Here is a 25,032-nt window from a genome sequence, read left to right on the forward strand (position 1 = left end):
GTCAAGCTTGCTCCTCGCCGGCCTTGGCGGCGGAAATGACATCGCGCAGCGCCCTCAGCGCCTCGGTCATGCCCCTGTTGGTGACGGCCGAAATGAGAAGCGGCGGCGCACCGCAGGCCTTGGCAAGCGCTTTCGATTTTGCCTTCAATTCCGCCTCGTCGAGCACGTCGATCTGCGCCAACGCGACGATCTGCGGCTTTCCTTCAAGCCCGCCGCCATAGGCATCGAGCTCGTGCCGCACCGTCGTATAGGCCTTGGCGACATCCTCCTCCTGTGCGGAGACCAGATGCAGCAGCACGCGGGTGCGCTCGACATGGCCGAGGAAACGGTCGCCGATGCCGACGCCCTCATGGGCGCCCTCGATCAGCCCGGGAATGTCGGCGATGATGAACTCCCGTCCGTCGACCGTGGCAACGCCGAGATTGGGGTGGAGCGTCGTGAAGGGATAGTTGGCGATCTTCGGTCGGGCGCGGGTGCAGGCGGCGAGAAAGGTCGACTTGCCGGCATTCGGCAGGCCGACAAGGCCGGCATCGGCAATCAGCTTCAACCGCAGCCAAATCGTCTTCTCCTCGCCCTCGAGGCCGGGATTGGCCCAGTTCGGCGCCTGGTTGGTCGACGACTTGAAGTGGGCGTTGCCGAAGCCGCCATTGCCGCCGGCGGCAAGCCGGTAGCGCTGGCCCTCTGCGACCATGTCGACGATCAGCGTCTCATTGTCCTCCTCGAAGATTTGAGTGCCGACCGGCACCTTCAGCGTCACGTCGGCGCCCTTCGCCCCGGTGCGGTTGCGGCCCATGCCGTGGACGCCGGTCTTGCCCTTGAAGTGCTGCTGGTAGCGGAAGTCGATCAGGGTATTGAGGCCGTTCACCGCCTCCACCCACACGTCGCCGCCGCGGCCGCCGTCGCCGCCGTCCGGCCCGCCGAACTCGATGAATTTCTCGCGGTGGAAGGAGACGGCGCCTGCGCCGCCATCTCCGGACCGGATATAAACTTTCGCTTCATCGAGGAATTTCATCGGCTCGCCATTTCTTGCGTGTTCGGCTTGTCAAAAGGGCCGGATGCAGGTGGAAGACCGCGCATCCCAAGTTCACCCCGTCCAGCATTCGCCGCCATCGATATAGGCGGTTCCGGCAGAGGTCAAAGACTATCGCAAAAGAACCCCGCCGAGACAGGGTCCCGGCGGGCTTCGATCTTTCAGGCGGGTCGGCGCAGGTCTTCGGCCGTCAGCCGCGTTTCGATATGCGCCACCATGGAATTGCGGGCGCGCGCAAAGATCTGGCTGCAGCCGGTGATCCGGAAACCGAGCTTCTCCTGCACCTTGAGCGAGGCCGGGTTGTCGGCAAAGACTCCAGAATGCAGCACGGCATCCGGCATGCGGCGGAAGAACCGTTCGACCGCGGTATGGATCGCCTCGCTCGCCAGGCCCTTGCCCCAGTAGAAGCGGTTCATCCAATAACCGACATGCCACTCGCCCTGCCTGAGCTCGATGCCGACGCAGCCGATATGGACGTCGTCGCCGGACGTGACGGCGAGCGTCCAATCCGGCAGCACGTTCGCAGCCTGGCGGTTCAGCCAGTCGAGCGCGTCCTGCTGGTCATAAGGCGCCGGCACCCGCGCCAGCATGCGCGCCACCCGGAAATCGCCGAGCGATTCGGCGATCGCGGCCGCATCGGAGAGGCGGTGCGGGCGGAGCCTGAGCCGCTCCGTTTCGATGACCGGGCAGGGGCCGGGATCGCGCTTTGCGACGATCTGCGCCCGTTCGGTGACGAGCGCGTTCATCGCATGCCTCCCCAGCTTCTCAGCGAAACCCAGGTCTTGCGGTCGAGCCTGTACCATTCGACGGCGACGGTGCCGCCGAGGGCCAGGCTGTCGACCATGCCGGAGCCCTGGAACTGGAAGCCGCACTTCTGGATGACGCGGCGCGAGGCCATGTTCATGACGCGGCAACGCGCATCGATCTGGTCGATGTCGCGGGTGCGGAAGGCCATGTCGGTCAGCGCCTGCACCGCTTCGGTGGCATAGCCCTGGTTCCAATAGGGCTCGCCGAGCCAATAGCCGAGCTCGACCGTCCTTTGGTCGGCATGCGGCTCGATCCCGCAGCAGCCGAGGAATGCGCCATTGTCCGCTTTCGTGATCGCGTAGACGCACTTGCCAATCGTGCCGGCTTTCGCGCGTCGCACGAAATCGGCCGCATCCGCCGTGGTGTACGGGTGCGGCATGCGCGAGACCATGGTGGCGATGTTGGCGTTGTTGGCAAGATGGGCAAGGGCGTCGATATCGTCTTCATGTGGCGCGCGCAAAACGAGCCGGGGCGATAACAATATCGGGCAGTCGGTCCTTGACCGTTGAGGCCTCAGCCTTTGTTCGGGAGACCGGGATTGGTCTTCCCTCAAGAGCTCGGTTTGCATGGTTCTTCCTCCAGACATGCGAAAAGGGGAGTTGGGTATTGCCCCATCTCCCCTTTGAAGTCTGGCTTTGGAACCTTGCGGGTGCGTCAGCCGGGTCGATGCGACGCCGGCTGTTTTAGAGCGCTACCGGCTTATTCCGCTGCTTCGGCTTTCGGCATTACAGACACGTAGACTCGGCCGTTGGCCTTCGTACGGAAGTCCACGTTGCCGGCCGTAAGCGCAAAAATCGTATGATCCTTGCCGAGGCCGACATTGGCGCCCGCATGCCACTTCGTGCCGCGCTGGCGCACGATGATGTTACCTGCAATGACGGCTTCGCCGCCGAACTTCTTCACGCCAAGGCGCTTGGACTCAGAATCGCGACCGTTGCGCGACGAACCGCCAGCTTTCTTGTGTGCCATTGGTGTTCTCCTTTAAACCTTCGATCCCGGAACTCAGTTTGCAGCTTCTTCAGCGGCGGCTTCGGTCTTCTTCGAAGCCTTCTTCGCCTTGCCGCCGGCGGCCGCGACGTCCAGGATGCGGACGGTCGTCTGATGCTGGCGATGGCCGCGCGAGCGCTTGGAGTTCTGGCGGCGGCGCTTCTTGAAGGCGATGACCTTCTTGGCGCGGCCCTGGTCCACGACCTCGGCGCTGACGACGGCACCTTCGACAAACGGAGCGCCGATGGTCGCATCGGCGCCGACGCCGACCATCAGGATCTCGGTGAATTCAATCTTGTCGCCAGCAACGCCTTCCAGCTTTTCGATGGTGATGACGTCGTTGGCCGCCACGCGGTACTGCTTACCGCCGGTCTTGATGACTGCGAACATATTTTATCCTTTCATGTTCGGTCCGGCTCTTTGCCCGAAGGCAAGGCCGTCTTTTTGTCAGTCGTTCAGGTTGAGCGGAGCGCCACGGAAACCCTTGACCCCCACCAGTGAACGGGCAAATTCATGCCCGGCGCGGCGTAGGCGCAGCCCACACCACCTCACGGCGCGGATTACGGGAGTCGCCCTTCCTTGTCAAGGCGAAAGGCACCGTATTGAAGATATTCTTCTTTCTGCCCCTTGCCAGCGGCCGAAACTGCCGCTATGAACCGGCCGCGCTCAATAGCGCCAACCGGCCTCGCGGAGAGGTGGCAGAGTGGTTGAATGCACCGCACTCGAAATGCGGCATGGGTGCAAGCCCATCGGGGGTTCGAATCCCCCCCTCTCCGCCAGCGGATTTCCACTCTCCGCCAATTACCGCTAAGTTCTTGGTTTCCCCGCAGGTTTTCTGAGCGAGCAGCCCGGCAAAGGGTCCTCCGCCATGAAAAACCCGCGCAATGTATCGCGCCCGGTATCGTCTCATGTATCGCCCGACGACGCGGAAATCATTTCCGCGAAGAAACGGAATCGCAAGCTTAAAAAGCGATCCTCCGGACGCTATCTGGTGAGAAGCGGCGGCATTTATCTCTTTCAGATCAGATTGCCGAAACGGATCGGCGGCGCGAGCGCGCGCCCGGTCCGCGTCAGTCTGGGCGCGCTTGCTCTTCAGGATGCGAGAGAAATCGCCGATGCGCTCGCCGTGCTTGCGCGCCAGGCATTCAGGGAGATCGACAAGAGAATGGCCGGAAACCAAGCATCGCGAATTGCCGATCTCCTCGGCATCGATCCCGACGACACGCTTGCCGACGACGATTGGCCCTACGACCTAACCAGCCTTGTTCTCAAGGGCGGCCTTTATGATCTGCGCGAGCCCGCTCGCGAGCCGACGCCCGAAGAGGCGAGGGGGCTTGCGTTGATGAAGGGGCTCGTGCGGATCGGCAAGGAAGTCAGGGCAAGGCAGGAAGATCGGCCGCACGACGACATGATCGCCGACAATGCCGAGATGTTGGCCGCGAGCCATGTTGCCAAGCACGAGAGGCCTGCCGAACCGGTCAAGCTCACCGAGCGGCTTTATACGTCCGTCGAGTTGCCCCAAGTGCCTCTGCCCGAAGTGGCTCCTCCTGCCACGCAGAAGGTTCAGGCATCGGCAGCACGCCTGATCACCAGCTCAGCCACGCCCGCCTTCAAGCTGGATCGGCGCACGGTCGAGCGGCCGCTGTCAACCAAACCCCGTTTCAGCGAGATCGCCTCCAAATACCTGGCGCTCCGGAAATCATCGAAATCCGGCGAGAACAAGGACATCGCCATTGCTGAAACCCGGCTCAACCTGTTCGCGGAACTGATCGGCGATCACCCCGTCGACACCTATACCGCGACCGATTTGCAGGCGTTTATCGACCTGATGAAATACTGGCCGGCGAAACAGAAGCCTCGTGCCGAACATCTCTCCGCCCGGGAGATCATTGCTTCCAACCAGGATTATCGGTTCGAAACCCTCGCCCGCAAAACCCTCGAGGAGGGTTACATGGCAGTGGTCAAGGCGGCCATCAATTCCGGCATGGTGGAATACGAATACAAAAGCCCGTTTGCTGGAGCCAGGCTTGCCTATCCGGACACAGCACGAGCAAAGATTCCAACCGAGCCGCTTGGCTACCACAAGACCCAAAAGCTGTTCGAGACGGGCGTGCAATCGGGGCTGCTCGACAATGCCATGCTGCCATTGCTTGGCTTCCTCACCGGACGACGGCTCGGCCTGCTCATCCACCTTCAGGGACGAGACTTTCGCGAGAAATACAAAGGCGTATGGGTGGCGCAAACCACGGGCATTGTTCAGGATGGCGGCGTCTGGAAACGCGTGCCGATCAAGACCGACGCGAGCGCTTCGTTCTTTGTCCTGCACAACTTCCTCACCGACATCGGCTTTGTACAGTGGGCGCAGGCGCAGGGAGATCAGTTTCTCTTCCGCGGGCTGATCAAACTTGCCGATCCGAGCAAGAGCGCCTCGTCCTACATGGCCCGCCTGTTCAACAAGGCCGGGATCAAGGAAGCTCGGGGAGAAGTGTTCCACTCGCTGAGGGGCGGGTATATTTCCGAATCCAGCGACCAGAATGTCGAGAAGCGGGATCGCAAGCTCCAGGTGGGGCATGAGCTCGGCGACGACGAGCACGATCTCTACGGGTTCCGATCACTGACGGAGAAGCGTGCGCGCGAGATTGCCAATCTGAAGCTCAATCCCGAGATCGATTTCTCCATGTTCCGCGGGTTGGATTTCGATAAGCTCGCGGCGGCAAAACGGACTTTTGGGCGAAGACCTGCAGCCCAGTAACAGACTTGGCACGATTACCGCTATCCGTGGTCGTCACTTCGCATCCCAGCGCCGAACTCCTACATATTCACGGAAAAGTGGTGCGACATACTTTCAAACGCCTCAGAATCCGTGCACTCAGAAGGCGCAATGGGGGCTTCCACATGACCAACCACGAATCGCAAACCCGAGACCCAGCTGATACCCCGCGTCAGCGCTTCTACACGCTGTTTCGCGTGATGACTTCATCTGCGCTGATTGCCATTCTTGCTGCCGGAGTAAGCACATCGGCTTTGGAACTCTGGCATCGGATATACCCGCAAGATCAGGTGAAGGTCTGGCAGATCACCGGCGGAGATTACGAGCGCCTTCTCGGTACGCTTGAAACGTCGAACTACAACTTGGAACGGCTGGAAAAGATCGTCGCTTCGAACCCAGAGGCGGCATCGTTGGTCGGGCGGCTAAGAGCCGATGTCATTGGCGCGCAATCCGTTTTACAGTCAGCATCATACATCGAAAAATTTGCATACTCTCTGCCGAGCCTAGTTACGGTGGCAAATGCTCAGGAGCCAAGCACCAAGGCGGCGGCTGAACGTGATCCATCGCCCGGCATATTCCTTTACCTGATACTCGGGCTCGTCGCGTTCGTGCTGGTCGTGTTCTGCCTTATGTACTGTTTCACGCAGGACAAGACAAAGAAGGCCTTCGCGGAGAAGACGATCTCCACGATCATTGGCTTTGCGCTGGGAATGCTGACGGGAGGAAAGGTTAGGTAGTCGCTGCCGGCGCAGGCTTTGCTTTGGGCTTGGTGCGGAAATAAAGCCGACGCCGCTTCTTGCGCGCACCGATGCGCCATGTGTGCGATTTCACGATGTCGCAATAGACCTCGAACCCCTCCTCGCTTGCCTGCGATCGATCCACCGAGTAAAAATCGTCGATCCTTTCCGGCAGCACCCTTGTATCGCCATTCTCAAGGCTGCAATTGAAAATATCAATCTGCTCAGCAGGCGGACGAGTCTTCTCGTCATTGAGGGTGAACCCCGCTTCCTCCACAGCTTGGAGCAGCCCTTCGAACGCAACTTGCAATGCGGCCTGATCGGGTCCAGACAGGCAGATATCATCCATGTAGACGGACGCTGTGATGGAGGGGTCGAGGCCGCGCAGGTATTCGCCGATAGGAGATTTCGCCAGCACGAGCGTTGCAAGAATGGGCGATTGCACGAAGCCATACGGCAATACGTAGCCCCCACCGGCGAATGGATTTTTTACCGTGGACCACTTGGCATAATACTCGGCTCGGAAGATTCCGACGTCTTTGAGGACACGCTTCAGGCGGTTTCGCTGAACGCTGTAGAAGAAACGAGAAATGTCGATACGACAGAAGAATTTGTTGGTGCGGTGCTTGTGCAGCGCGACGACATGCGAGCCGTCTTTAAAATGATAAATAAAATTGTCGAATTGATAGGCCTTGTTCACTTGGCGCTTTATGTCTGCACCAAGCTTTTCCGAGAACGGATTAGGCGCATAGATCGGCTTGCCGTTTTTCCAGTAAGAATACAGGAAGTTTTCGAACATTACGGGCATAGTTGACAACCTTGCTGAACAGTTCCAGAGCAACATTGATAGTCTCAATAGACAAATACAATGCAGTTAGAGCTGCTACAGCAAGGTCGAGACGCTTTTGAAATTTATTCATGGGCGAATCCTCCATTGCGAGACTTCAGCAAACTGCAACCCATGTTTTTAACCATGGAGTCGTCAACTGAGAGAATAGGATATTCCCGAAGCTCGTACATCAGGACAACCCGAGGGTCGACTATCAGTGGAGCCGTGAGCCGCAGCCTATTGCTGAAATCGATCTACATCTATTTTCTTCGAGTTGCGTTTTCAACCGGTTGCAAGCGTCGGCCACAAACATTTTTTGCCTCCGACCAAATCTACCACTTCCAGCGTCGTGGTCTGTGGTTATCAAAACGTCATCACGGCGATTACAACTACGGCCACGATGAATGCAGCGATGAGGGAAAATGCCAATCTGAGTTCATCCTCGCGCTTTCCCGATGCATGCAATATCCCGGCCGACCTTACAAAATCGGGACGTTTGGGATTCGGCAAGTCCAGAAGCTTTACCGAACACCGGAAGCGGCGAGCCCGGTCGGTAAACTGATAAGTTGTGCCTCTTCTGCAAGCTTTAGCGCAGTGCGAATACGGTCTGGCGTCGGCTGCGGTGAAAGTCCCGCTCCAGGTAGCGCTTGCCACCCGCCCTCTTCCATAACTACCTTGAGCCTCAAAATGCGCTTGCCACTGCCGCGCGCATCCTGCAGTCCCCTGCCCACCGCCCAGTAGACATGCTGCGCTAGCACCCATGTCTCGATAACGTGTCTCGCGAGTTCGCGGGAGGGCAGGGACGCCCTTGCAATGGCCTGTTGGGCCGCCCGGCGCAAAGGAAGGCGGTCCTCCCGGTCGAAGCTGCTGCCCTCCTCCGGCGCGTTCGCAACGCAGATCGCCAGTGCCCGCGCGATAGCCGCGCCCAAGCCTGCCCTTCCGCGCACCTGAAGCGTGTCAGCAATCGAGTCGGATGCTTGGGAAAGTGAGCCGGACGGCGAGGTCGCTCCCAACCATGCTGTCCCAGCGTTTTCGGTCGGGTCGATGCCCGCCTCCCTCAGGAAGGCGGTGGTGAGCTGCTCGCTCCCCCTCGGGCCATCGGAGAGCCTATCCACGGCCCATGCGAGCAAGGCCTCAAGGGCGAAGCGAAAAAGCTGTCGGACCTGAAGACGACGCCACTTCACGGCCGCGGCCTCAAACCTTTCTGGGACGGCAAATTCCGCGACTTCCCCTGCGGCGGCATTGCGTACGGAGATCACGCCTTCTGCCCCGGCAGGATCACAGTGCGCAAGTTGCCCGGCTGCACTCAGCAAAAGACCGACGCCCTCGGCCCGGGTCCTTGTAGCGAGATCGCCCGTCAGCGCTCTGCGCATATGGACGCGCTCCTCATACGTAAGCGCGTCGAGCTTCCACGCGGCTGCCCAGGCCGACACATCTTCCGTCGTGACTTCGGCCTCTCCGAAAGTGTTGAAGACTGGATGGCTTAGCCTGTCGCCCAGCCGGGCTTCAAAGGCATCGATTGCCGCGGCTGCATCTGGGCTGGGGACAAGGGCGCGAGCGTTCGCCGCGTTTCGCAGCGTCCAGCCGAGGGACCGCAACCCGGGGCCGTAGTTGGCGGGAGCCGAGAAACCCGTCGAGTTGCGTCTTATCTTTCTGAAGCTCTCCCAATGGGACCCACTGAAGCGGTACGATCCCTGGCTCAGGAACGGAGCGAGGGCCTGAGCGCCCGGAATGTCAGCGTTTCTGTCATCGAGAAAGCAAGACCAGGCGAACACGGTCTCGCACCGGGCGACGAACTTCTCTAAATCCTCGACGTCGTTGAGGGCTGCTCCCCGCTGCTCCGCAATCCGTAGCGCCCGCCGCCACGCCCATGCGACCAGCGTGAACGGACGGATGTGCCGAGCGACGTTGTTCAGGCCGTCACAAACCTCGTTCATCATGTCGAAGTTGGTTTCGCGAAGGCCGCATGGATCGATCGACGAACCTTCCGCTCTCGGCTCGTCCACCGCCATAGGTCCCGTCGCGGCCGCAGCGGTTTCGATCAACGTTTCAAGCGCGTTCTTCGCCATCGGAAGCCTTCGGCCATATGAGTGCCTTCTGGCAGCAATTCACGGCCCGCGCCACACCGTACTGCCTTAGCTTGGTTTCTTCGAGCTTGGGGAGCCGCATGCTGCAGCAGGTGGAGGACCATTTCTGCAGAACCACGATCCTCTTCCGTGCGTTCTCGGACTTCAATCCGGCCTCGAGCACGCCGGCTTCGTGAGGCACTTTCGCCAACAATTCGTCGTAACCGTCTCCGGGCGATCCCGCATGGAGGGCGTCGACGTAGCGGCGCGCCTGCTCCCGCCATGTCGTCACGTCACGCACTGCTTCCCAGGCTTCCAAGTAGTCGCCCTCTTCGTACATGCGCTCCAAAAACGGCTTGGCGAAAACCACGTCCGGCGGCTCTCCCTTGAGCGGAATCCCCACTCTCAATATCCGTTCCCTTGCCGAACGCGCTTCTTCCCGATCCGGGCGGGTTCCCGAAAGCGCCATCGCGGCTGAGGCAACGTCGGCCATACGCTCAGGGGGCACGCCGTCGGCGAGTATCGCGCCTACCGACCGCTTGAGCCACGACATCGCCTTCTCGCGGGACACCACGTCACCAAGCCGGTCACAGGCGTACGCTGCCAAGTCGAGCGCCCGTAGCGCCGACGTAGACGATGAACCGCTCGGGAGCAGCAGGTTGATCACATCGTCGAGGATTCGTGTGGCGACGGCAGTCGGGTCTTCCTTGTTTGTGTTCCCATTAGCGGGCTTCTTGACCTCACTGCCGTCTTCGTGCTCATCGCGGCCGAGCGGTCCGCGCCTCTCTCGGAGAGCATGCATTAAAGCATCCAAGAATCGCATCCACCCCGGATCGCCGCCTTCCTGCCCGGAACCCGGTTTGCTATCTGGCGCTGCCGCATTCCAGAGATCGGATTTCGCAAGTGGAGAGGGACGGTCGGCGACAACAGGAATCTTTCGAGCGCCGGCTGCGGACGACCTGGCCAACATGACGGCGTTATTGTGAGCCCATTCCATGAGGACGCGCACGTCCTCCGGCGTTTCCGTTCCAGAGAGGATCGCGAACAGACTCGAGGCGGCCTTGCCTGCGATCCTCCGAAGGCCTGTCACAGCCGAGAGCGAGGCGAATCCTTCCGCTTCCCCGTCTTCGCTTGTCACGCGAACGACCAGACGGCCACCACGCAGGGCTTGCGCCTCAAGTCCAGGCACCAAAGCACGAAACGATCCATCCGGTTGCAGCGTCACATCACACAGGCGTGCGACCCCATCAACCGAGACTTTGGACAGCACGGCATCTCCGTGTATTAGAGGCGAAAGAACGCGCCCGCTGACCGTGTCGCCGGCGACATCGGCTCGAAGCACTCCACGATTCGCGCACTCGTCTGACTCGCCTTCGTCTTCCCTCGGGGCGAGAGGGGGCAGTGCCGAGGACGGCTCCAGCGTCCATGAGGCGGTTGGTTCCAACTGGATACGAGCAACACAGGCTTCAACGTTGCCCCCATAGAGCGCCGCGCGCGTGCCGTTCGCGCTTCCGGAGACAACGATCCTGCCCCGCCTGCATTCGATCTCAAATGCCTTGGCATGCAACGGCCTTCGTTCATTCGCGAACTCGGAGGCCTCCACTGGTACGATCTCGATCTCCGCGTTCCGCGGCCAGCAGTCGCCGACGCTACCCTGGACGGCTCCGTGCGGGTGCGCGTGAACGTGCGCGCATTCAAGTTTCAGCGCCCTGCAGAGCGTCGTAACGGCCTGTCCGCCGTCCCAAAACGGAGCTGCAGCGGCAAGGCGGGTCGCGCCTCCCAGTCCGTCCGCGAGTTCCTCGATCCTGTCGCCAATCCTTTGCCCAAGACTATGGAGAAGTCGGAATGAGCCATTTTTCATTCCGACCGACGCCGCACCGCGCAACCTTGCCGCAATCTGCAGGCAGCGGTCCTGGGCACCGTGGGCGGCCGTCGGCTGGCTGGCCAGCGCATCGAAGAAGTCCGCCGCGTCCTCGAACGCGTCGCCCGCGAACGAGGGATGAAGATGTTCCACGAGTTCGAGGTTCCTGCCCCAACCGCTGAAGGTCAAATTGCCCGACCCGACGAGTAGATGGGCCTCAGACCCATCATGGAAGAAGGAAACCTTCGGATGGAATACGCCGCCCGTCATCGCGACTGGCTCTACCTCATAGTCGCGCCCCACACGCTGTGCCCCTTGTTCGGATAGGGCGGCCCTCACGCCTTCGGCATCAGCGAGGATGAGGGCTTCCTGCGTCCTGCCGCGAACCAGACGATCGAGGACGATGGATTCAAAGAAGGACAGGCTGAGAGCGTAGGTCGTGAATGCGGCAAGCTTCCACGGACGCGCCCCTGCGAGTTCTTCCGGCCTATAAGCCATAATTCGCCGTCGCAAAGACTGATGCTATTGACGATCGAGCTGCTGTATCACTGGGGGAAATAATTTCCCCTTGCATATCAGTAGCAGTGTTGAGATTACTCATGCGGTCGCGTTTATCAAGAGTAGTCATTAAAAAGATCGCCTTGAGTATCTTCAATTTTTGAGAACGCTCCGAGGATGGCATTCAGAGCATTTTTATCAAGTGCCTCGGACAGAATTTCTCCGTTGAATTCGAGCACCATCAGGACCCTAATGTTCTTTGGTGAACCTGCCTTTCCTTGAAAAGCCCACTGTACTTTGATTGTATCGATGATGTGGATGCTCAAACGCTCAGCCTTCACGAGCACCCAGAAATGCTCATCTTCGATCCGGAAAAGCCTTTCTCGGCCTTTTCCATCCTTGCCCTTCCAAAAACGCTGACGATCCTCTCTGTCCCAATTTGGAGACGTCACCTTCAGATCAACAATGCCTACCGTCCAGGGCTCATCGGCATCATCGGGGGCCGGCGGAAGCGCCACTTGAAGGTGGAAAAAATCGCTTCGAGATATAGGAAATACGGGCTCATCCTCGAACCCGATAGCGCGCAGATCGGGCAATTCGGCGCAGGTGTTGTAAAAGTCGTTTCGAGCGGCATACGCCTCTCTAAATCGAGAAATGGTAATTCCAGCCTTCTCAAGACGGTCCGTATCACTTTGAAGAAAGGATTTTGTCGCCTCGATAACAATCGCTCCGCTGAAGCGACATCTAATTTCGTCGGAATCATCAACGCTTTCGCCTTCTTGTCCGTCTTCCTCTTCTGGCGAGCTGTCGTCAGGGGCGGCCGCGAGTTGATCCCTTATGCCTTCGCCGAGCTGCCTGGCCCAGTATGCAGGGGGGTGCGCCGTGAGGCCCTCGACAAAAGCTTGGCCGATGTCGCTTTCAGTAAAGGACCAAACGGCTCCCCATCCTGCCAAAATGGCCAGTCCAATGCGGCTCTTGAAGGAGCCATGTTCAGGAGGCAGAACTAGAATTTCGTACTTGAGCTGCCCCTCGAAAAGTAGCTTGTTGAGGGACGCCACGATCGCTGCGGTGTCTTCAGCGGTACGAACAAACGTCGATAACGGTATCTCGTGGCCGGGCACATCGAAATGGATGGTGAAGGTGGAGCGCAAGGAATCCATCGTTGTCTCCGATGCTTCAGCCATTGAGCTTCCCCCTCCGCATCAAAAATCTTGCTCCATTAGCCCTGATCCGTTGGCTTCAGGCGGTCACCAACGCGTAAGGAAGTGCTCTGCCATCGGGACCATTTCTGAAGGAACCTTGCCGGTAAAGGTAAGACCGAAATATGTAGCCGCTCGCGTTGCGCCCACATAAAGGTATTTGTTGAACAAAGTAGGCTTCTTCTGGATGAGGCTATCCATATCCATGAAGAATGCCGCTTGAAACTCTAATCCCTTAATGTGCTGAATATCGAAAACCCTTATAGTCTTTTCACTCCCGATCGACTTGCCATCCTTGCACGCCTCGGCACTGTAGTTGATGTCGCGCAGTATCTTGTTGAGTTCGAGCGCCAACGGCTCGACGTCCTCTTCGCTATTTACCAACACAGCGATCGATGGCAGCCGGTTATCCCGAGCTTCGATTTCTCCGATACGTGTCCGCAGCCAACGAGCTTTCACCTCAATGGTGTTGAGCTCCTCTCCCCATACAGGAGCAACGCCATCGATGTCGTTGAAGTCCGGCAGTGTCACTTCCTGGGTTGCCCCATCAAGCGCAGTTACGGCGCTCGCGAGCTCCACCAACTTGCGCGTCTGGCGATAAGAGATTGATACGGAACGTCGCTCGAAGCTTTTGCTGATCCAATCGAAATCGCGGTCAGATGTTATACCCCACTCCGTCAAGCGCTGGTTGAAATCACCGCATACGAAGAATGAGTGCAGGCTCGGATGTGCAAGCTCGTGCATGAGAGCAAGTTGGATGAGAGAGAAGTCGGTGACTTCGTCGACGAGAATTTGATTGCGGTAGAGCGTCCTGATGTCAGCCAAGATGCCGCGACTCGGCGGTTCGCTGTCCGAAATACGAGCGAGGTTGCTGCTGACTTCCGCTCCGATCCGCATCGTCGCCAACATCAGTACATCGAGCTCTTGCCAAGCAATCAACGACGCAGACGACGGAGCCTGCGTGTACCAGTCGCGTGAAGACGCCTCGTCCGCTCTGAAATTCCGGAACTTCGGTATGATCGAGCGCATGATGAGACGGTCAGGCCTCAAGAACTTGCGCAACCTGCGCTGCGATCGCGCAATCTGTGCAAGTTGTTTCATCTGCTCATCATTTGGGAGCCGACCGTCCCCTAGCCATGCAGCAAGCTTGCCGGCATAGCTATTCGGACCGGGCTTCTTGCCGTTCGACCGCGCGTTGGCGAGCGTTCTTAGAAGCTGTGCGTAGCGTGCATAGGCAACGCGGATAGGCTGAGATGATGAATGCGAAAGCTCTTCGTCTTCATCCCCATCGAAGATTTCATCGGCGTCCTCGTCATCGGTCTCCTCCTGCGAGGCCCTGCGCAAGTCGGCTGAAATCTTTCCGAATTTGCTAAGGAACTCAACGTCAGCATGCAAAGTTCTGTTGAGCAAACCATCAGACACCTTAGCAAAGGCTACTTGAAGACTGGAAACCGTCTCTTTGATTTCCTCGCTAAGTCTGCCCAGATCGACGATTACGCGCCCGTCGAGTCCACGTCTATGAGTTGATAAGACACTAACAACCCGGGCTCCGACCATTGCAACGTTGAGATCGGGGGAACGAGCCAAGGCCTCGGCTTCGGACGCGAAGTCCGCACTCACGGCACCCCAGAAGTGCGCGAGAAATGCGTCGTACCAGGCCGCGTCCTCCGATGATCCGCACCGGTCAGCCAGGTAATCAGGCCTATGCTCGGCCAGGACGAATAGACCCTTACGATTGGTCGTGTTCAAAAGCCCGAGATAGTTACGCGCCACCTCGACCCGATATTGGCTCCATGTCTTGATGTTCTCCTCGGATGCCGGGACGCCCTCCCGAGCAAAGTTCTCCTTGACGTATTGCTTGAGAAGCTCCGTCGGCGAAAAGAGCATCCAGCTCCTTGGATGGTCGGTGAGGTCGCCAACCCGCTGAATTGCGGCACGCTCCGTGTCAGTGAGCACGTCTTCGCTGAGATCAACTTTCTGGCCTAACCTGCGGATCAATGTCGTGGTCTTGCCGGTTCCGGGTGGGCCGGAGAGAAACAGCCTCCGGTTGATCGGCATACGGAAGATTTCATCCTGGTACTCGTCGACAATGCGCTGCTGGCGCAACGTGACGCCGTCGACCTCGGGCCGGACAATGCCTGGAATCACAAGGGACTCCTGCTCAGCTGTCGCGAGGATTCGGGCCAGGATGTCTTCTTGCTCTTCAGCGGGCTGTGGGCCTGATGTCCCACTCTTGAGATAGCGTAACAGCGAAGGGATGGTACGAGTGTCACCCCGCAGGCTGATCTGGCTATTGACCGAATCCCACTCCTTCGCGCGCTTCTCCGGATATAGTTTCGTGATGGCGGTAATCAGGACATCCTGTTCGCGCCCGCCGATCTTGAGGGTGTATTCAGCACCCGGCTTTCTCGATGCAATCCTACCGACCGGGGAATTGAGGCTGGCAACACGTGGCCCGCCAAGTTCCGCCGGTGGTGCGACCGGTGCTATGAAAATCGCGTCAGGCTTGCCATCTTCATCCTCAAAATCGACTCGAGCTAGAAGTGGCTCTTTGCGAAGTCGCCCAAGTGAAGCCGCGGTTTCACGACGCACTTTCGCATATTGTTCGACCTGGTTGGGCGTCGTGAAGGAATTGACGACAGCGAACTGTCCGGCCGCCTCAAGTGTTGGCACCTCTGCTTCCGCCTCCACCTTACCTGCAATCTTCTCCATGCAGTCGAGAGATGTCCGCGCCGCATTTTCTATGATCGGCTTGCTATCTTCCATCCTGAGTTATGCCCCCCGGCGAACAATAAGCGCTTAAATTTTTTGCATATTTCCAGAATATCGCACGGTCTGTAAACAGTCTTGTTTCACTTTCGTAGAACAAGGAGAAGTTGCCGGCCGCCATGGTCGAAGTGCTGGGAGTAAGATAGCATCCCGCTCAAGGAATGATGTGCAAGGCCCGGATCAGTTCGGGTGGTGAGAATTCCGCGCTCCATTAACCTTGAGACACTCTGCAAACACTCATCATCATATACGTCGACGGCACTTGGAAGACAGCCCGCAACGGCGGTCCAAGGATGCACTTTAAGCCTGCCTCCTTGCACTTAAAATCTGTCAACCGTCTCAGAACACAACCTACCACTTGACATAATCGCATTCATTCCGCATATATGCAGCATCAAATCAGCACTAGAGGATGCCATGACTGAATACACCCAGATTCATGAGGCAGGAAACGTTATATCGCGCCTACGCGGAGAACTCGGAATCACCCAGTCAGCCTTGGCGGAAAAATCGGGACTTGATCAAAGTCGAATATCTAGGATCGAAAAGGGTGAAGTCTCCCAGGAGGCCGACATCGAGAAAGTTCTCGATGCCCTGATCGGTTGCGGAAGCGCAGCAGCGGAACAGTTCAAGCAATATGTCGGGCGAGAATGGGTCCACATCCAACCACCTTCATTCTGGAACCCTGAACGGGCTTGCTTGGAGATCACTGAAGAAACCTTAGAGAAGATCACGGTCTTTCTCGGCAATGAAGAGCGACCGTGGCCACTTAGGAGACAGATCGAACGACAGCGCGAATCCTTAGCACGTGCTGCAACATTTCTATCAAACCTCAAACACAACATCGCATTTATCGGCGACATGGGTGTCGGCAAGTCGACAGCGATCAGCTTCCTCTTCGATCTTCTTGTTCCGCCATCGATGGCCGAGACGTCGATCAACCGTCCAGTTTTGGAAACCGGCGCTGGCGGCACGACTATTTGCGAAGTTCACATTAAGGCTGGACCTGAATTCGGTCTCGCCCTTCTACCCATGTCCGACGGAGAACTTCGTGAATTGGTTGGCGACTTCTGCGCTGCAAAGTGGTCGACCTACATGAAAGAACAGGGCGACGGCACCGATGCGGTTAACGTTAGCCGAGAAGCCGAACGCGCCATCCGGAACATGGCCGCCCTTACTCGAAAGCGGGAGACCGTGGACGGAAAGATCGTCTATTACGACCCCGTACAGGACCTCGCCAAGTCGTGTGGTTCCGAGGAAGAATTCCGTACCCGGGTTCTGGGACTGATGAACTTGGACGAACGGTCTCGTCGCGAGCTCTGGTATGATAGCTCAACTCGAAAGCATCCAATGGAATGGGTTACTGAGACCTTCAAGGCCGTCAACAATGGTCGCCTGCGCGATGTGCCGCTTCCGAAGAGTATCGATCTTTTAATACCAAACTTTGGGAAGACGTTTGGGGAAATGGACATTTCGGTTATCGACACGAAAGGCGTCGATGATGTGGCAGTGCGCGAAGACCTTGATCAGCGCTTAAAGGACCCACGGACGACGGTCGTGTTCTGCTCTAGGTTTAATGATGCCCCGGGCACAAGTTCAAGGGTCTTGCTCCAGCACATGCGGCAAACTTTTTCCGAGCGATTTGACACTGGCAAGGTGTCTATCCTTGCCCTGCCTCGTTCAGGTGAAGCTCGGGCAATGAAGGACGACATGGGAGAGCAAGCCCTGACTGATCCAGAAGGCTACGAGTTCAAGCGGATTCAGGTTACTTCTGAGCTTACTGCGGACGACTCGGCTGGTGTTCCCATTTTCTTCTTTAATGTTGAGAACGATGGCGCGACAGACGTAAGGGCTGATATTGGTGCCCAGTTAAGTCGTATGCGTAAGACGGTAGAGTCTCGACTTTTCGATCTCTGCGCCGCAGCAGAAGAGATCATCGAGAACCACGAAGCCCAGGCCATCAACGCTGCAATCGAGGAGGTAGCCAGCCGGCTTAACACCTTTCTTGCAGGCAATCGGCGTCTGGGCGCAAGAGAACGCCTTGCACATGTCGATGCCTTGAGCACCATTCGTGGGGTAAGATATGCCTCGACACTTTGGGCAGCTACACGTCGAAACGGCGAGTATATCGGCCTCAACATTCATCACCTTATCGGTGTCGGCGCGGCCCGCGATGCTAAGCTCAGGAGCGATGTGTGGTTCGGCGCACTTGATGCCTTCTTAAATGCTATGAAGGCCGATGGCGACTTGGCTTTGGCTGCGAAATCAATCGAACAAATATCCGCAAGTGCGATTGCCTCCAAGAGGGCTTTCTTGGAAGCGGCTCAACGCGGTGGCATCGAGGTCTATCGGGAGCCCCTTTCCCAGTCATCAGCGTGGGCGTCTTGTGCGGCAGAGTGGGGTGCGGGCCCGGGTTTTAAAGGGCGAGTTGCACAACGGCTTGAGGACTGGTTCACGACGCAGACGGGCTTGAAAAGCACCCTGGAAGACATGATCAATAGCCTCTGGGAGAAAACAGTGATTGCCCCGTTGCTTCGCCTAGCAGAAGAGAGCGCCCCCGAAGCCGGTCCAAGTTCGGATAATGTAATCGCCTTCCCAGGTAGAGCATCAGCCTAAGCCTCGCCCGCTCACCCCTATCATGCGGAAACAATTCCGCATGATACCTGAGGCAATCCACTGGATTTAGTTTTAAAGATTTGGCCTGTACTTTGCGCCGGCAACACAAAGAGACTGAACAGCACACCATGAACCACTCTGCCCATAACAAGCTCGTTTCCTTCATCTGGTCGATCGCTGACGACTGCCTCCGCGACGTCTATGTTCGCGGCAAATATCGTGACGTCATCCTGCCGATGGTCGTCCTCCGTCGTCTCGACACGCTGCTCGAACCCACCAAAGCGGCCATTCTTGAGGAAGTTCGCTTCCAACGCGAAGAAATGAAGTCCACGGAGCTGGACGATGCTCCCCTCACGGCGGCATCCGGGTATGTTTTTTACAATACCAGCAGGTGGACGTTGAAGCAGCTCCATGCGACCGCCACGAACAACCAGCAGATTCTGTTGGCGAATGTTGAGGAATACCTCAGCGGCTTCAGCGAAAACGTCAAGGAGATCATCGGCCGCTTCAAGCTGCTAGAGCAGATGCGACACATGGCAAACAAGCAGGTCCTTCTCGACGTACTCGAGAAATTTATCTCGCCCTACATAAACCTGACGCCCCACGACGCCGAAGACCCGGACGGCAACATGATGCCGGGCCTGTCGAACCTCGGCATGGGCTACGTTTTTGAAGAGCTAATTCGCAAGTTCAATGAAGAAAACAACGAGGAAGCCGGGGAGCACTTCACGCCGCGCGAGGTGATCCGCTTAATGACCCACCTCATCTTCGACCCGATCAGCGACGAGTTACCTCCGGTCATGACCATCTACGATCCGGCCTGCGGTAGCGGCGGTATGCTGACCGAGGCCCAGAACTACATAAAGGACCCCGAGGGGCCCATCGCTGCCAAGGGAGACGTCTACCTATATGGCAAGGAAATCAACGACGAGACCTATGCCATCTGCAAGTCCGACATGATGATCAAGGGAAACAACCCCGAGAATATCAAGGTCGGCTCCACCCTCGCGACGGATGAGTTCTCGGGCCATCGCTTCGATTTCATGCTTTCAAACCCACCTTACGGCAAAAGCTGGAAGAGCGATCTGAAGTACATCAAAGACGGCAATGACGTCATCGATCCCCGCTTTCAGGTCGAGCTGACCGACTATTGGGGCAACAAGGAAACCGTCGACGCCACGCCACGCTCCAGCGACGGCCAGCTCCTCTTTCTGATGGAGATGGTGGGCAAAATGAAGCCCATCGCAAACAGCGTCATCGGTTCGCGCATTGCCAGCGTTCACAACGGCTCCAGCCTGTTCACCGGCGATGCCGGCAGCGGCGAATCCAACATTCGCCGCTACATCATTGAAAGGGACATGCTGGACACCATTATCCAGCTGCCAAACAACCTGTTCTATAACACCGGCATCACCACCTACATTTGGCTGGTGACCAACACCAAGCCCGAGGCCCGTCGCGGCAAGGTTCAGCTGGTCGATGCCAACCTCATGTATCGCAAGTTGCGCAAGAACCTTGGTGACAAGAACTGCGAATTTAGGCCCAAAGACATCGGCGACATCATTGCCGCCTATCTAGCCTTCCAGCCGGTCGAGCGGGAACTGGATGCAAATGACGACCCGACCGGCATCGCGGTGCAAATATTCGACAACACCGATTTCGGCTATCACAAGGTCACTATAGAGCGTCCTGACCGTCGCCGTGCCCAGTTCAGTGCAGAGCGGCTGGAACCTTTGCGTTTCGACAAGTCCCTGCGCGAGCCGATGGAACATCTATGGGCCGAGCATGGCAACAAGGTCTATGAGCCCAGTTTCCTGAAATCGCAGGCCAAGGCGATCCAAGCCTGGTGCGAGGAGCGGGAGTTCGCCCTCAACGCGAAGCAGCGCGCCAAGCTTGTCGATATCGGCCTCTGGCTGCGGCAACGCGAGCTGATCGAGGTTGGCCATCAGCTGATGCAGACCATCGGCACCGACGAGACGCCGGATTTCAACGCTTTCCGGGACAAGGTTAGCGGGGTGCTAAAGGCTCGCAAAATCAAGCTCACGGCGACCGAAAAGAACGCAATCCTGAACGCGGTCAGTTGGTATGCCGATGATGCGGAAAAGGTGGTCGACAGTGTCAACCGGTTTACCCAGGCGGAGCTAGAGTCCTTCGCGGCGCGGCTGGGCTGCGGTATCGACGAACTGGGCGACTTCGGGCTTTACGTTCAACCCGATGGCAGTTGGCTCACCTATGAGAGCAGCACTGATTTGCGCGACAGCGAGGCAGTGCCGCTGAAGGATAGTATCCACCGCTATTTCAAGGCCGAGGTAGGACCGCATGTGCCCGAGGCCTGGATCAACCTCGACACGGTGAAGATCGGGTACGAGATCAGTTTCAACAAGTATTTTTACCGCCACAAGCCACTGCGGAGTCTTGAGGCGGTGAAGCGCGACATTCTGGCGTTGGAGCGAAAGGCCGATGGGCTGATCGCCAATATCCTTGGGGTTAAGCCCACCGACCTGTCGGAGGCGGTGTGATGACGCTTGCCGCTTACCCAACCTATGACAGCTACAAGGACAGCGGTGTCGATTGGATCGGCGAGATTCCAAATTCATGGGATCAGGTTGCAAATAAGCGTCTGTTTAAACTCCGCAAGACACAAGTGGGCAAGCGTTCATCTGAATACGATCTGCTTTCGCTAACGCTTCGCGGCATAATCAAACGCGATATGGACAATCCTGAAGGGAAGTTCCCTGCCGAGTTCGACACTTATCAGGACGTTCGCCCGGGGGATTTCGTATTTTGTCATTTCGATGTGGAAGAGACACCGAGGACAGTCGGCCTATCCGCCCTCGATGGCATGATTACCGGAGCGTACACCGTATATGAACTGAAGGCAGAAGCGGATGCGAGCTTTCTTTTTTATTTCTATCTTAATGCCGACGCCGACAAGAAGCTGCGCGGCCTCTACAAAGGGCTGAGAAATACAATCCCAAAGGAGAGCTTTGGAGCATTCAAAACCCCGTTGCCCCCCTTACCGGAACAACGCGCCATCGCGGCGTTTCTGGATGAGAAATGCGCCAAGGTGGACGAGGCGGTGCAGATAAAGGAAGAGCAGATCGCGCTTCTGCGCGAACGGCGGCAGATTCTGATCCAACAGGCCGTCACCCGCGGCCTGAACCCCGACGCGCCCTTAAAGTACAGCGGCATCGACTGGATCGGCCAAATCCCTTCGCATTGGGAACTGCGTCCAAACAAGCACATTCTGCGGCTCAAGAAGTCCCTTGTGGGTAGGCAATCTTCCGAATACGAACTTTTGTCATTGACCCTCCGCGGGATCATCAAGCGTGACATGGAAAACCCCGAGGGCAAGTTCCCAGCAGAATTCGATAGCTACCAAGAAGTAAGCCCTGGCGACTTCGTGTTCTGCCATTTCGATGTCGAGGAAACACCTCGAACCGTCGGGCTTTCCGAGTATTTCGGCATGATTACCGGCGCTTACACGGTTTACTCAGTGCCCGAAGGCATCGACCGGCGATTCCTGCTGCACTTCTTCATCTGCGCTGACACGGACAAGAAGATGCGTAGTCTGTACAAGGGCTTGCGCAACACCATCCCAAAGGAAGCCTTCGGCGCATTCAAGACACCACTACCGCCGCTTGAAGAGCAGCGCCAAATCGTGGCCCACATCGATGAGGCGTCGCGCAAGATTGAAGACGCTATTGTCATCAAGGAAGAGCAGATCGCCGCGCTCAAAGAACACAAGACATGCCTGATCAACGCGGCGATCACAGGCAAGATCAAGGTGGCGTAAGGGGGGATCATGGTAACCAACACTAAGGAAGTGGCTCTGGAACAGGCGATTCAGCGGCACCTGACGGGCACGACAACCGAGGACCTCGCCAGCCACCCTGCGCCGGTCAATCACGGCTACTTCCAATTCGGACGGCCTTCCGATTTCGACGCTCAATATGCGATCGACACAAGGCTCTTCTGGGAGTTTCTTGAGAACACGCAAGGAAAGGAGCTGGCAAAACTGCAGGACCAGAGCCCCGCCGACTGGCAGCGCAAGATACTCGAACGCTTTGATCGGCTAGTAAAGAAGAATGGACTTCTGCATCTGTTGAAGAAGGGGCTTGCCGTCGATGACGCAACCTTCACGCTCATGTACGCCGCCCCTCTCGCTAGCTCGGCGGCCAAGGTCCATGAAAACTTCGCCGCCAATATCTTCAGTGCTACCCGACAGGTCCGCTATTCGGAAACAAATCCAGGCGAAGAGATCGACATGGTCCTTTTCGTCAACGGACTGCCGCTGATCACTGTAGAGCTGAAGAACGCGTGGACCGGTCAGACCGCTCGCTACCATGGGCAGAAGCAGTATCGCGACGGCCGTGATGCCACCCAGCCCCTTCTTCAGTTTGGTCGCGCATTAGTGCACATGGCCGTGGACACCGACGAGGTGTTCATGACGACGAAGCTTGCCGGGCCTGCAACCTTCTTCCTGCCTTTCAACAAGGGACATAACGAAGGCGAGGGCAATCCACCTAATCCAAATGGCCACAAGACCGCCTATCTGTGGGAAGAGGTGTTCACCAAGGAAAGCCTGGCGGGCATCATCCAGCACTTCGTGCTGCTGGAAGGAAAGGCGACGGACCCTCTGGCCAAAAAGTCGATGATCTTCCCACGTTACCATCAGTTGGACGTCGTGCGCCGGCTGTTGTGGCACGCTGCAACGAACGGCGTCGGACAAAGCTATCTGATCCAGCATTCGGCGGGTTCCGGAAAGTCGAATTCGATCACCTGGGCGGCGTATCAGCTAATCGAAACCTATCCGGTATCTGCCAGCGTGGCGGGCGGAAAAGGACTGGATCAACCGCTGTTCGACAGCGTCATCGTTGTCACCGATCGACGTCTTCTGGACAAGCAGCTACGTGATAACATCAAGGACTTCTCCGAGGTCAAGAACATCGTCGCGCCAGCCATGCGTTCCGCCGACCTGAAATCGGCGCTTGAGAACGGCAAGAAGATCATCATCACGACGATCCAGAAGTTCCCCTTTATTATCGAAGGGATCGCCGACCTCAGCGACAAGCGCTTCGCAGTGATCATCGACGAGGCGCATAGCGGGCAAAGTGGCAGCGCGCATGACAACATGAACCGCGCGATGGGCGCGAGCGACGCAGACCCTGACGAAGATGATCCGCAGGATCGGATTCTGGCCGCGATGCAATCGCGCAAGATGCGTGGCAACGCCTCCTATTTTGCCTTCACGGCGACGCCGAAGAACACAACGCTCGAGAAGTTTGGGGAACGTCAACCCGACGGGAGCTTCAAGGCCTTCCACCTCTACAGCATGAAGCAGGCCATTGAGGAAGGCTTCATCCTGAACGTCCTCGCAAATTATACGACTTACAAGAGCTATTACGAAATCCAGAAGTCGATAGCGGACAATCCGTTGTTCGACACCAAGAAGGCCCAGAAGAAGCTTCGGGCCTATGTGGAGCGCAGCCAACAGACCATCAACACAAAGGCCGAAATCATGCTCGACCATTTCATCGAGCAGGTTGTAACGCCCAAGAAGCTGCACGGCAAAGCCAAGGGTATGGTGGTCACCCAGAACATTGAGTCGGCGATCCGCTACTATAAAGCCCTGACAAAGCTATTGGCGGATCGGGGTTATCCGCTCAAGGCCTTGATCGCATTTTCCGGTGAAAAGGAGGTCGACGGTGTAACCCACACCGAGGCCGACATGAACGGTTTCCCGGAGTCGGATACGAGGGACAAATTCGACGAGGATGAATATCGGTTGCTTGTGGTCGCAAACAAGTATCTGACCGGTTTCGATCAGCCAAAGCTGACGACCATGTATGTCGACAAGAAGCTGCAACATGTTCTGGCCGTGCAGGCTCTGTCACGGCTGAATCGCTCTGCACCGAAACTCGGCAAGCGCACTGAAGACTTGTTTATCCTCGACTTCTTCAACGACGTCGCTGATATCAAGTCAGCCTTCGATCCATTCTACACGGTCACCACCCTGTCGTCGGCGACGGATGTGAATGTGCTTCATGAGATCAAGGACGCACTCGACACGGTGGGCATCTATGAGTGGCAAGAGGTAGAGGATTTTGTCGCCCGCTACTTTGCCGGTGACGATGCCCAGTTGCTTAGCCCGATCATCGATGCGGCCGCTGATAGGTTCAATCACCAACTGGATTTGGCCGACAATGATAAGATCGATTTTAAGATCAAGGCGCGCCAGTTCGTGAAGATTTACGGCCAGATGGCGTCAATTATGCCATTCGAGGTCGTTGAGTGGGAAAAGCTCTTCTGGTTCCTGAAGTTCCTGATTCCAAAACTGCATATCACGGACCCAGACCAGGATATGCTTGATGAGCTTCTGGAGGCTGTGGACCTGTCGTCTTACGGGCTTGAGAGAACCCGATTGAACCAAGACATCGAGCTTGACGCAACGCCGACGGAACTTGACCCGCAAAACCCCAATCCCCGCGGTTACCGGGATGGCGAACAGGAGCGGGACCCGCTGGATGATATCATTCACACCTTCAATGAGCGCTGGTTCCAGGGATGGGGCGCGACACCGGAGGAGCAACGGGTGAAGTTCATCAATGTCGTGAACGGCATCAGAGCGCACCCCGATTTTACCGAGAAATACGAGGAGAACACCGACCCCTACAATCGCGGACTCGCGCTCGAGAAGATGATGCAAGACGTGATGCTGAAACGCCGTAAGGAGGAACTCGAGCTATACAAGCTCTTCGCCTCTGATCCGGCCTTTAAAGCTGCTTGGAGTCAGAGCATCGAAACGGTCCTTAGGACCGGCATGTGACGAGTTGATCGAATGCAAAGCCTGATGCGCTAAC

General features: G+C 57.4%; 16 protein-coding genes and 1 tRNA gene. 7 read left to right on the forward strand and 10 right to left on the reverse strand.

All coding sequences use genetic code 11. The features are described from left to right. Position 1: 1 nt before the first annotated feature. From obgE to rplU, 5 genes are all read right to left on the reverse strand, one after another. Positions 2-1,012, reverse strand: coding sequence for a GTPase ObgE (gene obgE / locus AU381_RS14820; protein ID WP_064242500.1), 1,011 nt, complete (start codon positions 1,010-1,012; stop codon positions 2-4). Between the two features lie 179 nt (positions 1,013-1,191). Beyond that, entirely contained in the window at positions 1,192-1,776 is a 585-nt protein-coding gene (locus tag AU381_RS14825; RefSeq protein WP_064242501.1) for a GNAT family N-acetyltransferase, read from the reverse strand. Beyond that, positions 1,773-2,405, reverse strand: a complete 633-nt coding sequence (locus tag AU381_RS14830) for a GNAT family N-acetyltransferase (RefSeq protein ID WP_064242502.1) — start codon at positions 2,403-2,405, stop codon at positions 1,773-1,775. Before AU381_RS14830 ends, AU381_RS14825 begins: the two co-directional genes overlap by 4 nt. A gap of 131 nt (positions 2,406-2,536) precedes the next feature. Then, positions 2,537-2,806 (reverse strand): 50S ribosomal protein L27, encoded by a 270-nt coding sequence (gene rpmA / locus AU381_RS14835; protein WP_012709652.1) that lies wholly within the window; start codon positions 2,804-2,806, stop codon positions 2,537-2,539. Positions 2,807-2,839: 33 nt separating this feature from the next. Then, complete coding sequence (gene rplU, locus AU381_RS14840; RefSeq protein ID WP_064242503.1) at positions 2,840-3,214, reverse strand: 50S ribosomal protein L21; 375 nt, start codon at positions 3,212-3,214, stop codon at positions 2,840-2,842. 299 nt (positions 3,215-3,513) lie between these two features. On the opposite strand from rplU, the gene AU381_RS14845 reads away from it, so the two are divergent. The 3 genes from AU381_RS14845 (at position 3,514) to AU381_RS14855 (ending at position 6,331) form a co-directional block, all read left to right on the forward strand. Continuing rightward, positions 3,514-3,603, forward strand: a tRNA-Ser gene (locus tag AU381_RS14845). Positions 3,604-4,232: 629 nt separating this feature from the next. Further along, positions 4,233-5,576 (forward strand): site-specific integrase, encoded by a 1,344-nt coding sequence (locus tag AU381_RS14850; protein WP_206743867.1) that lies wholly within the window; start codon positions 4,233-4,235, stop codon positions 5,574-5,576. Between the two features lie 143 nt (positions 5,577-5,719). Next, a complete protein-coding gene (locus tag AU381_RS14855; protein ID WP_064242505.1) occupies positions 5,720-6,331 on the forward strand; it encodes a hypothetical protein in 612 nt (203 codons plus the stop codon). Here AU381_RS14855 and AU381_RS14860 read toward each other — a convergent pair. The 5 genes from AU381_RS14860 to AU381_RS14880 form a co-directional block, all read right to left on the reverse strand. Then, positions 6,324-7,139, reverse strand: coding sequence for a reverse transcriptase domain-containing protein (locus AU381_RS14860; RefSeq protein WP_064242506.1), 816 nt, complete (start codon positions 7,137-7,139; stop codon positions 6,324-6,326). The two genes, AU381_RS14855 and AU381_RS14860, sit on opposite strands and share 8 nt — an antisense overlap. 542 nt (positions 7,140-7,681) lie before the next feature. After that, positions 7,682-9,229: a hypothetical protein gene (locus AU381_RS14865; protein WP_064242507.1), complete on the reverse strand. Its 1,548-nt coding sequence runs from the start codon at positions 9,227-9,229 to the stop codon at positions 7,682-7,684. Beyond that, a complete protein-coding gene (locus tag AU381_RS14870; RefSeq protein ID WP_064242508.1) occupies positions 9,210-11,585 on the reverse strand; it encodes a phospholipase D-like domain-containing protein in 2,376 nt (791 codons plus the stop codon). The genes AU381_RS14865 and AU381_RS14870 overlap by 20 nt, the downstream gene beginning before the upstream one ends. 116 nt (positions 11,586-11,701) lie before the next feature. Beyond that, positions 11,702-12,769: a hypothetical protein gene (locus AU381_RS14875; RefSeq protein ID WP_156528608.1), complete on the reverse strand. Its 1,068-nt coding sequence runs from the start codon at positions 12,767-12,769 to the stop codon at positions 11,702-11,704. Positions 12,770-12,832: 63 nt separating this feature from the next. Continuing rightward, positions 12,833-15,550 carry an ATP-binding domain-containing protein gene (locus AU381_RS14880; RefSeq protein WP_064242510.1) on the reverse strand — a complete coding sequence of 906 codons (2,718 nt, stop codon included), beginning with the start codon at positions 15,548-15,550 and terminating at the stop codon, positions 12,833-12,835. A 420-nt stretch (positions 15,551-15,970) separates the two neighbouring features. Here AU381_RS14880 and AU381_RS14885 point away from each other — a divergent pair, with 420 nt between their 5' ends. The 4 genes from AU381_RS14885 (at position 15,971) to AU381_RS14900 (ending at position 24,998) form a co-directional block, all read left to right on the forward strand. Next, a complete protein-coding gene (locus tag AU381_RS14885; RefSeq protein WP_064242511.1) occupies positions 15,971-18,169 on the forward strand; it encodes a helix-turn-helix domain-containing protein in 2,199 nt (732 codons plus the stop codon). A gap of 128 nt (positions 18,170-18,297) precedes the next feature. Next, a complete protein-coding gene (locus AU381_RS14890) occupies positions 18,298-20,688 on the forward strand; it encodes a type I restriction-modification system subunit M (RefSeq protein ID WP_064242512.1) in 2,391 nt (796 codons plus the stop codon). Next, the gene (locus AU381_RS29760) at positions 20,688-21,965 is read left to right on the forward strand and encodes a restriction endonuclease subunit S (protein ID WP_156528609.1); all 1,278 of its coding nucleotides are present in this window, start codon (positions 20,688-20,690) and stop codon (positions 21,963-21,965) included. Before AU381_RS14890 ends, AU381_RS29760 begins: the two co-directional genes overlap by 1 nt. Positions 21,966-21,974: 9 nt before the next feature. After that, positions 21,975-24,998, forward strand: coding sequence for a type I restriction endonuclease subunit R (locus AU381_RS14900; protein WP_064242514.1), 3,024 nt, complete (start codon positions 21,975-21,977; stop codon positions 24,996-24,998). Positions 24,999-25,032: the final 34 nt, after the last annotated feature.

The organism is Sinorhizobium glycinis (assembly GCF_001651865.1).
Taxonomy (GTDB): Bacteria; Pseudomonadota; Alphaproteobacteria; order Rhizobiales; family Rhizobiaceae; genus Sinorhizobium; species Sinorhizobium glycinis.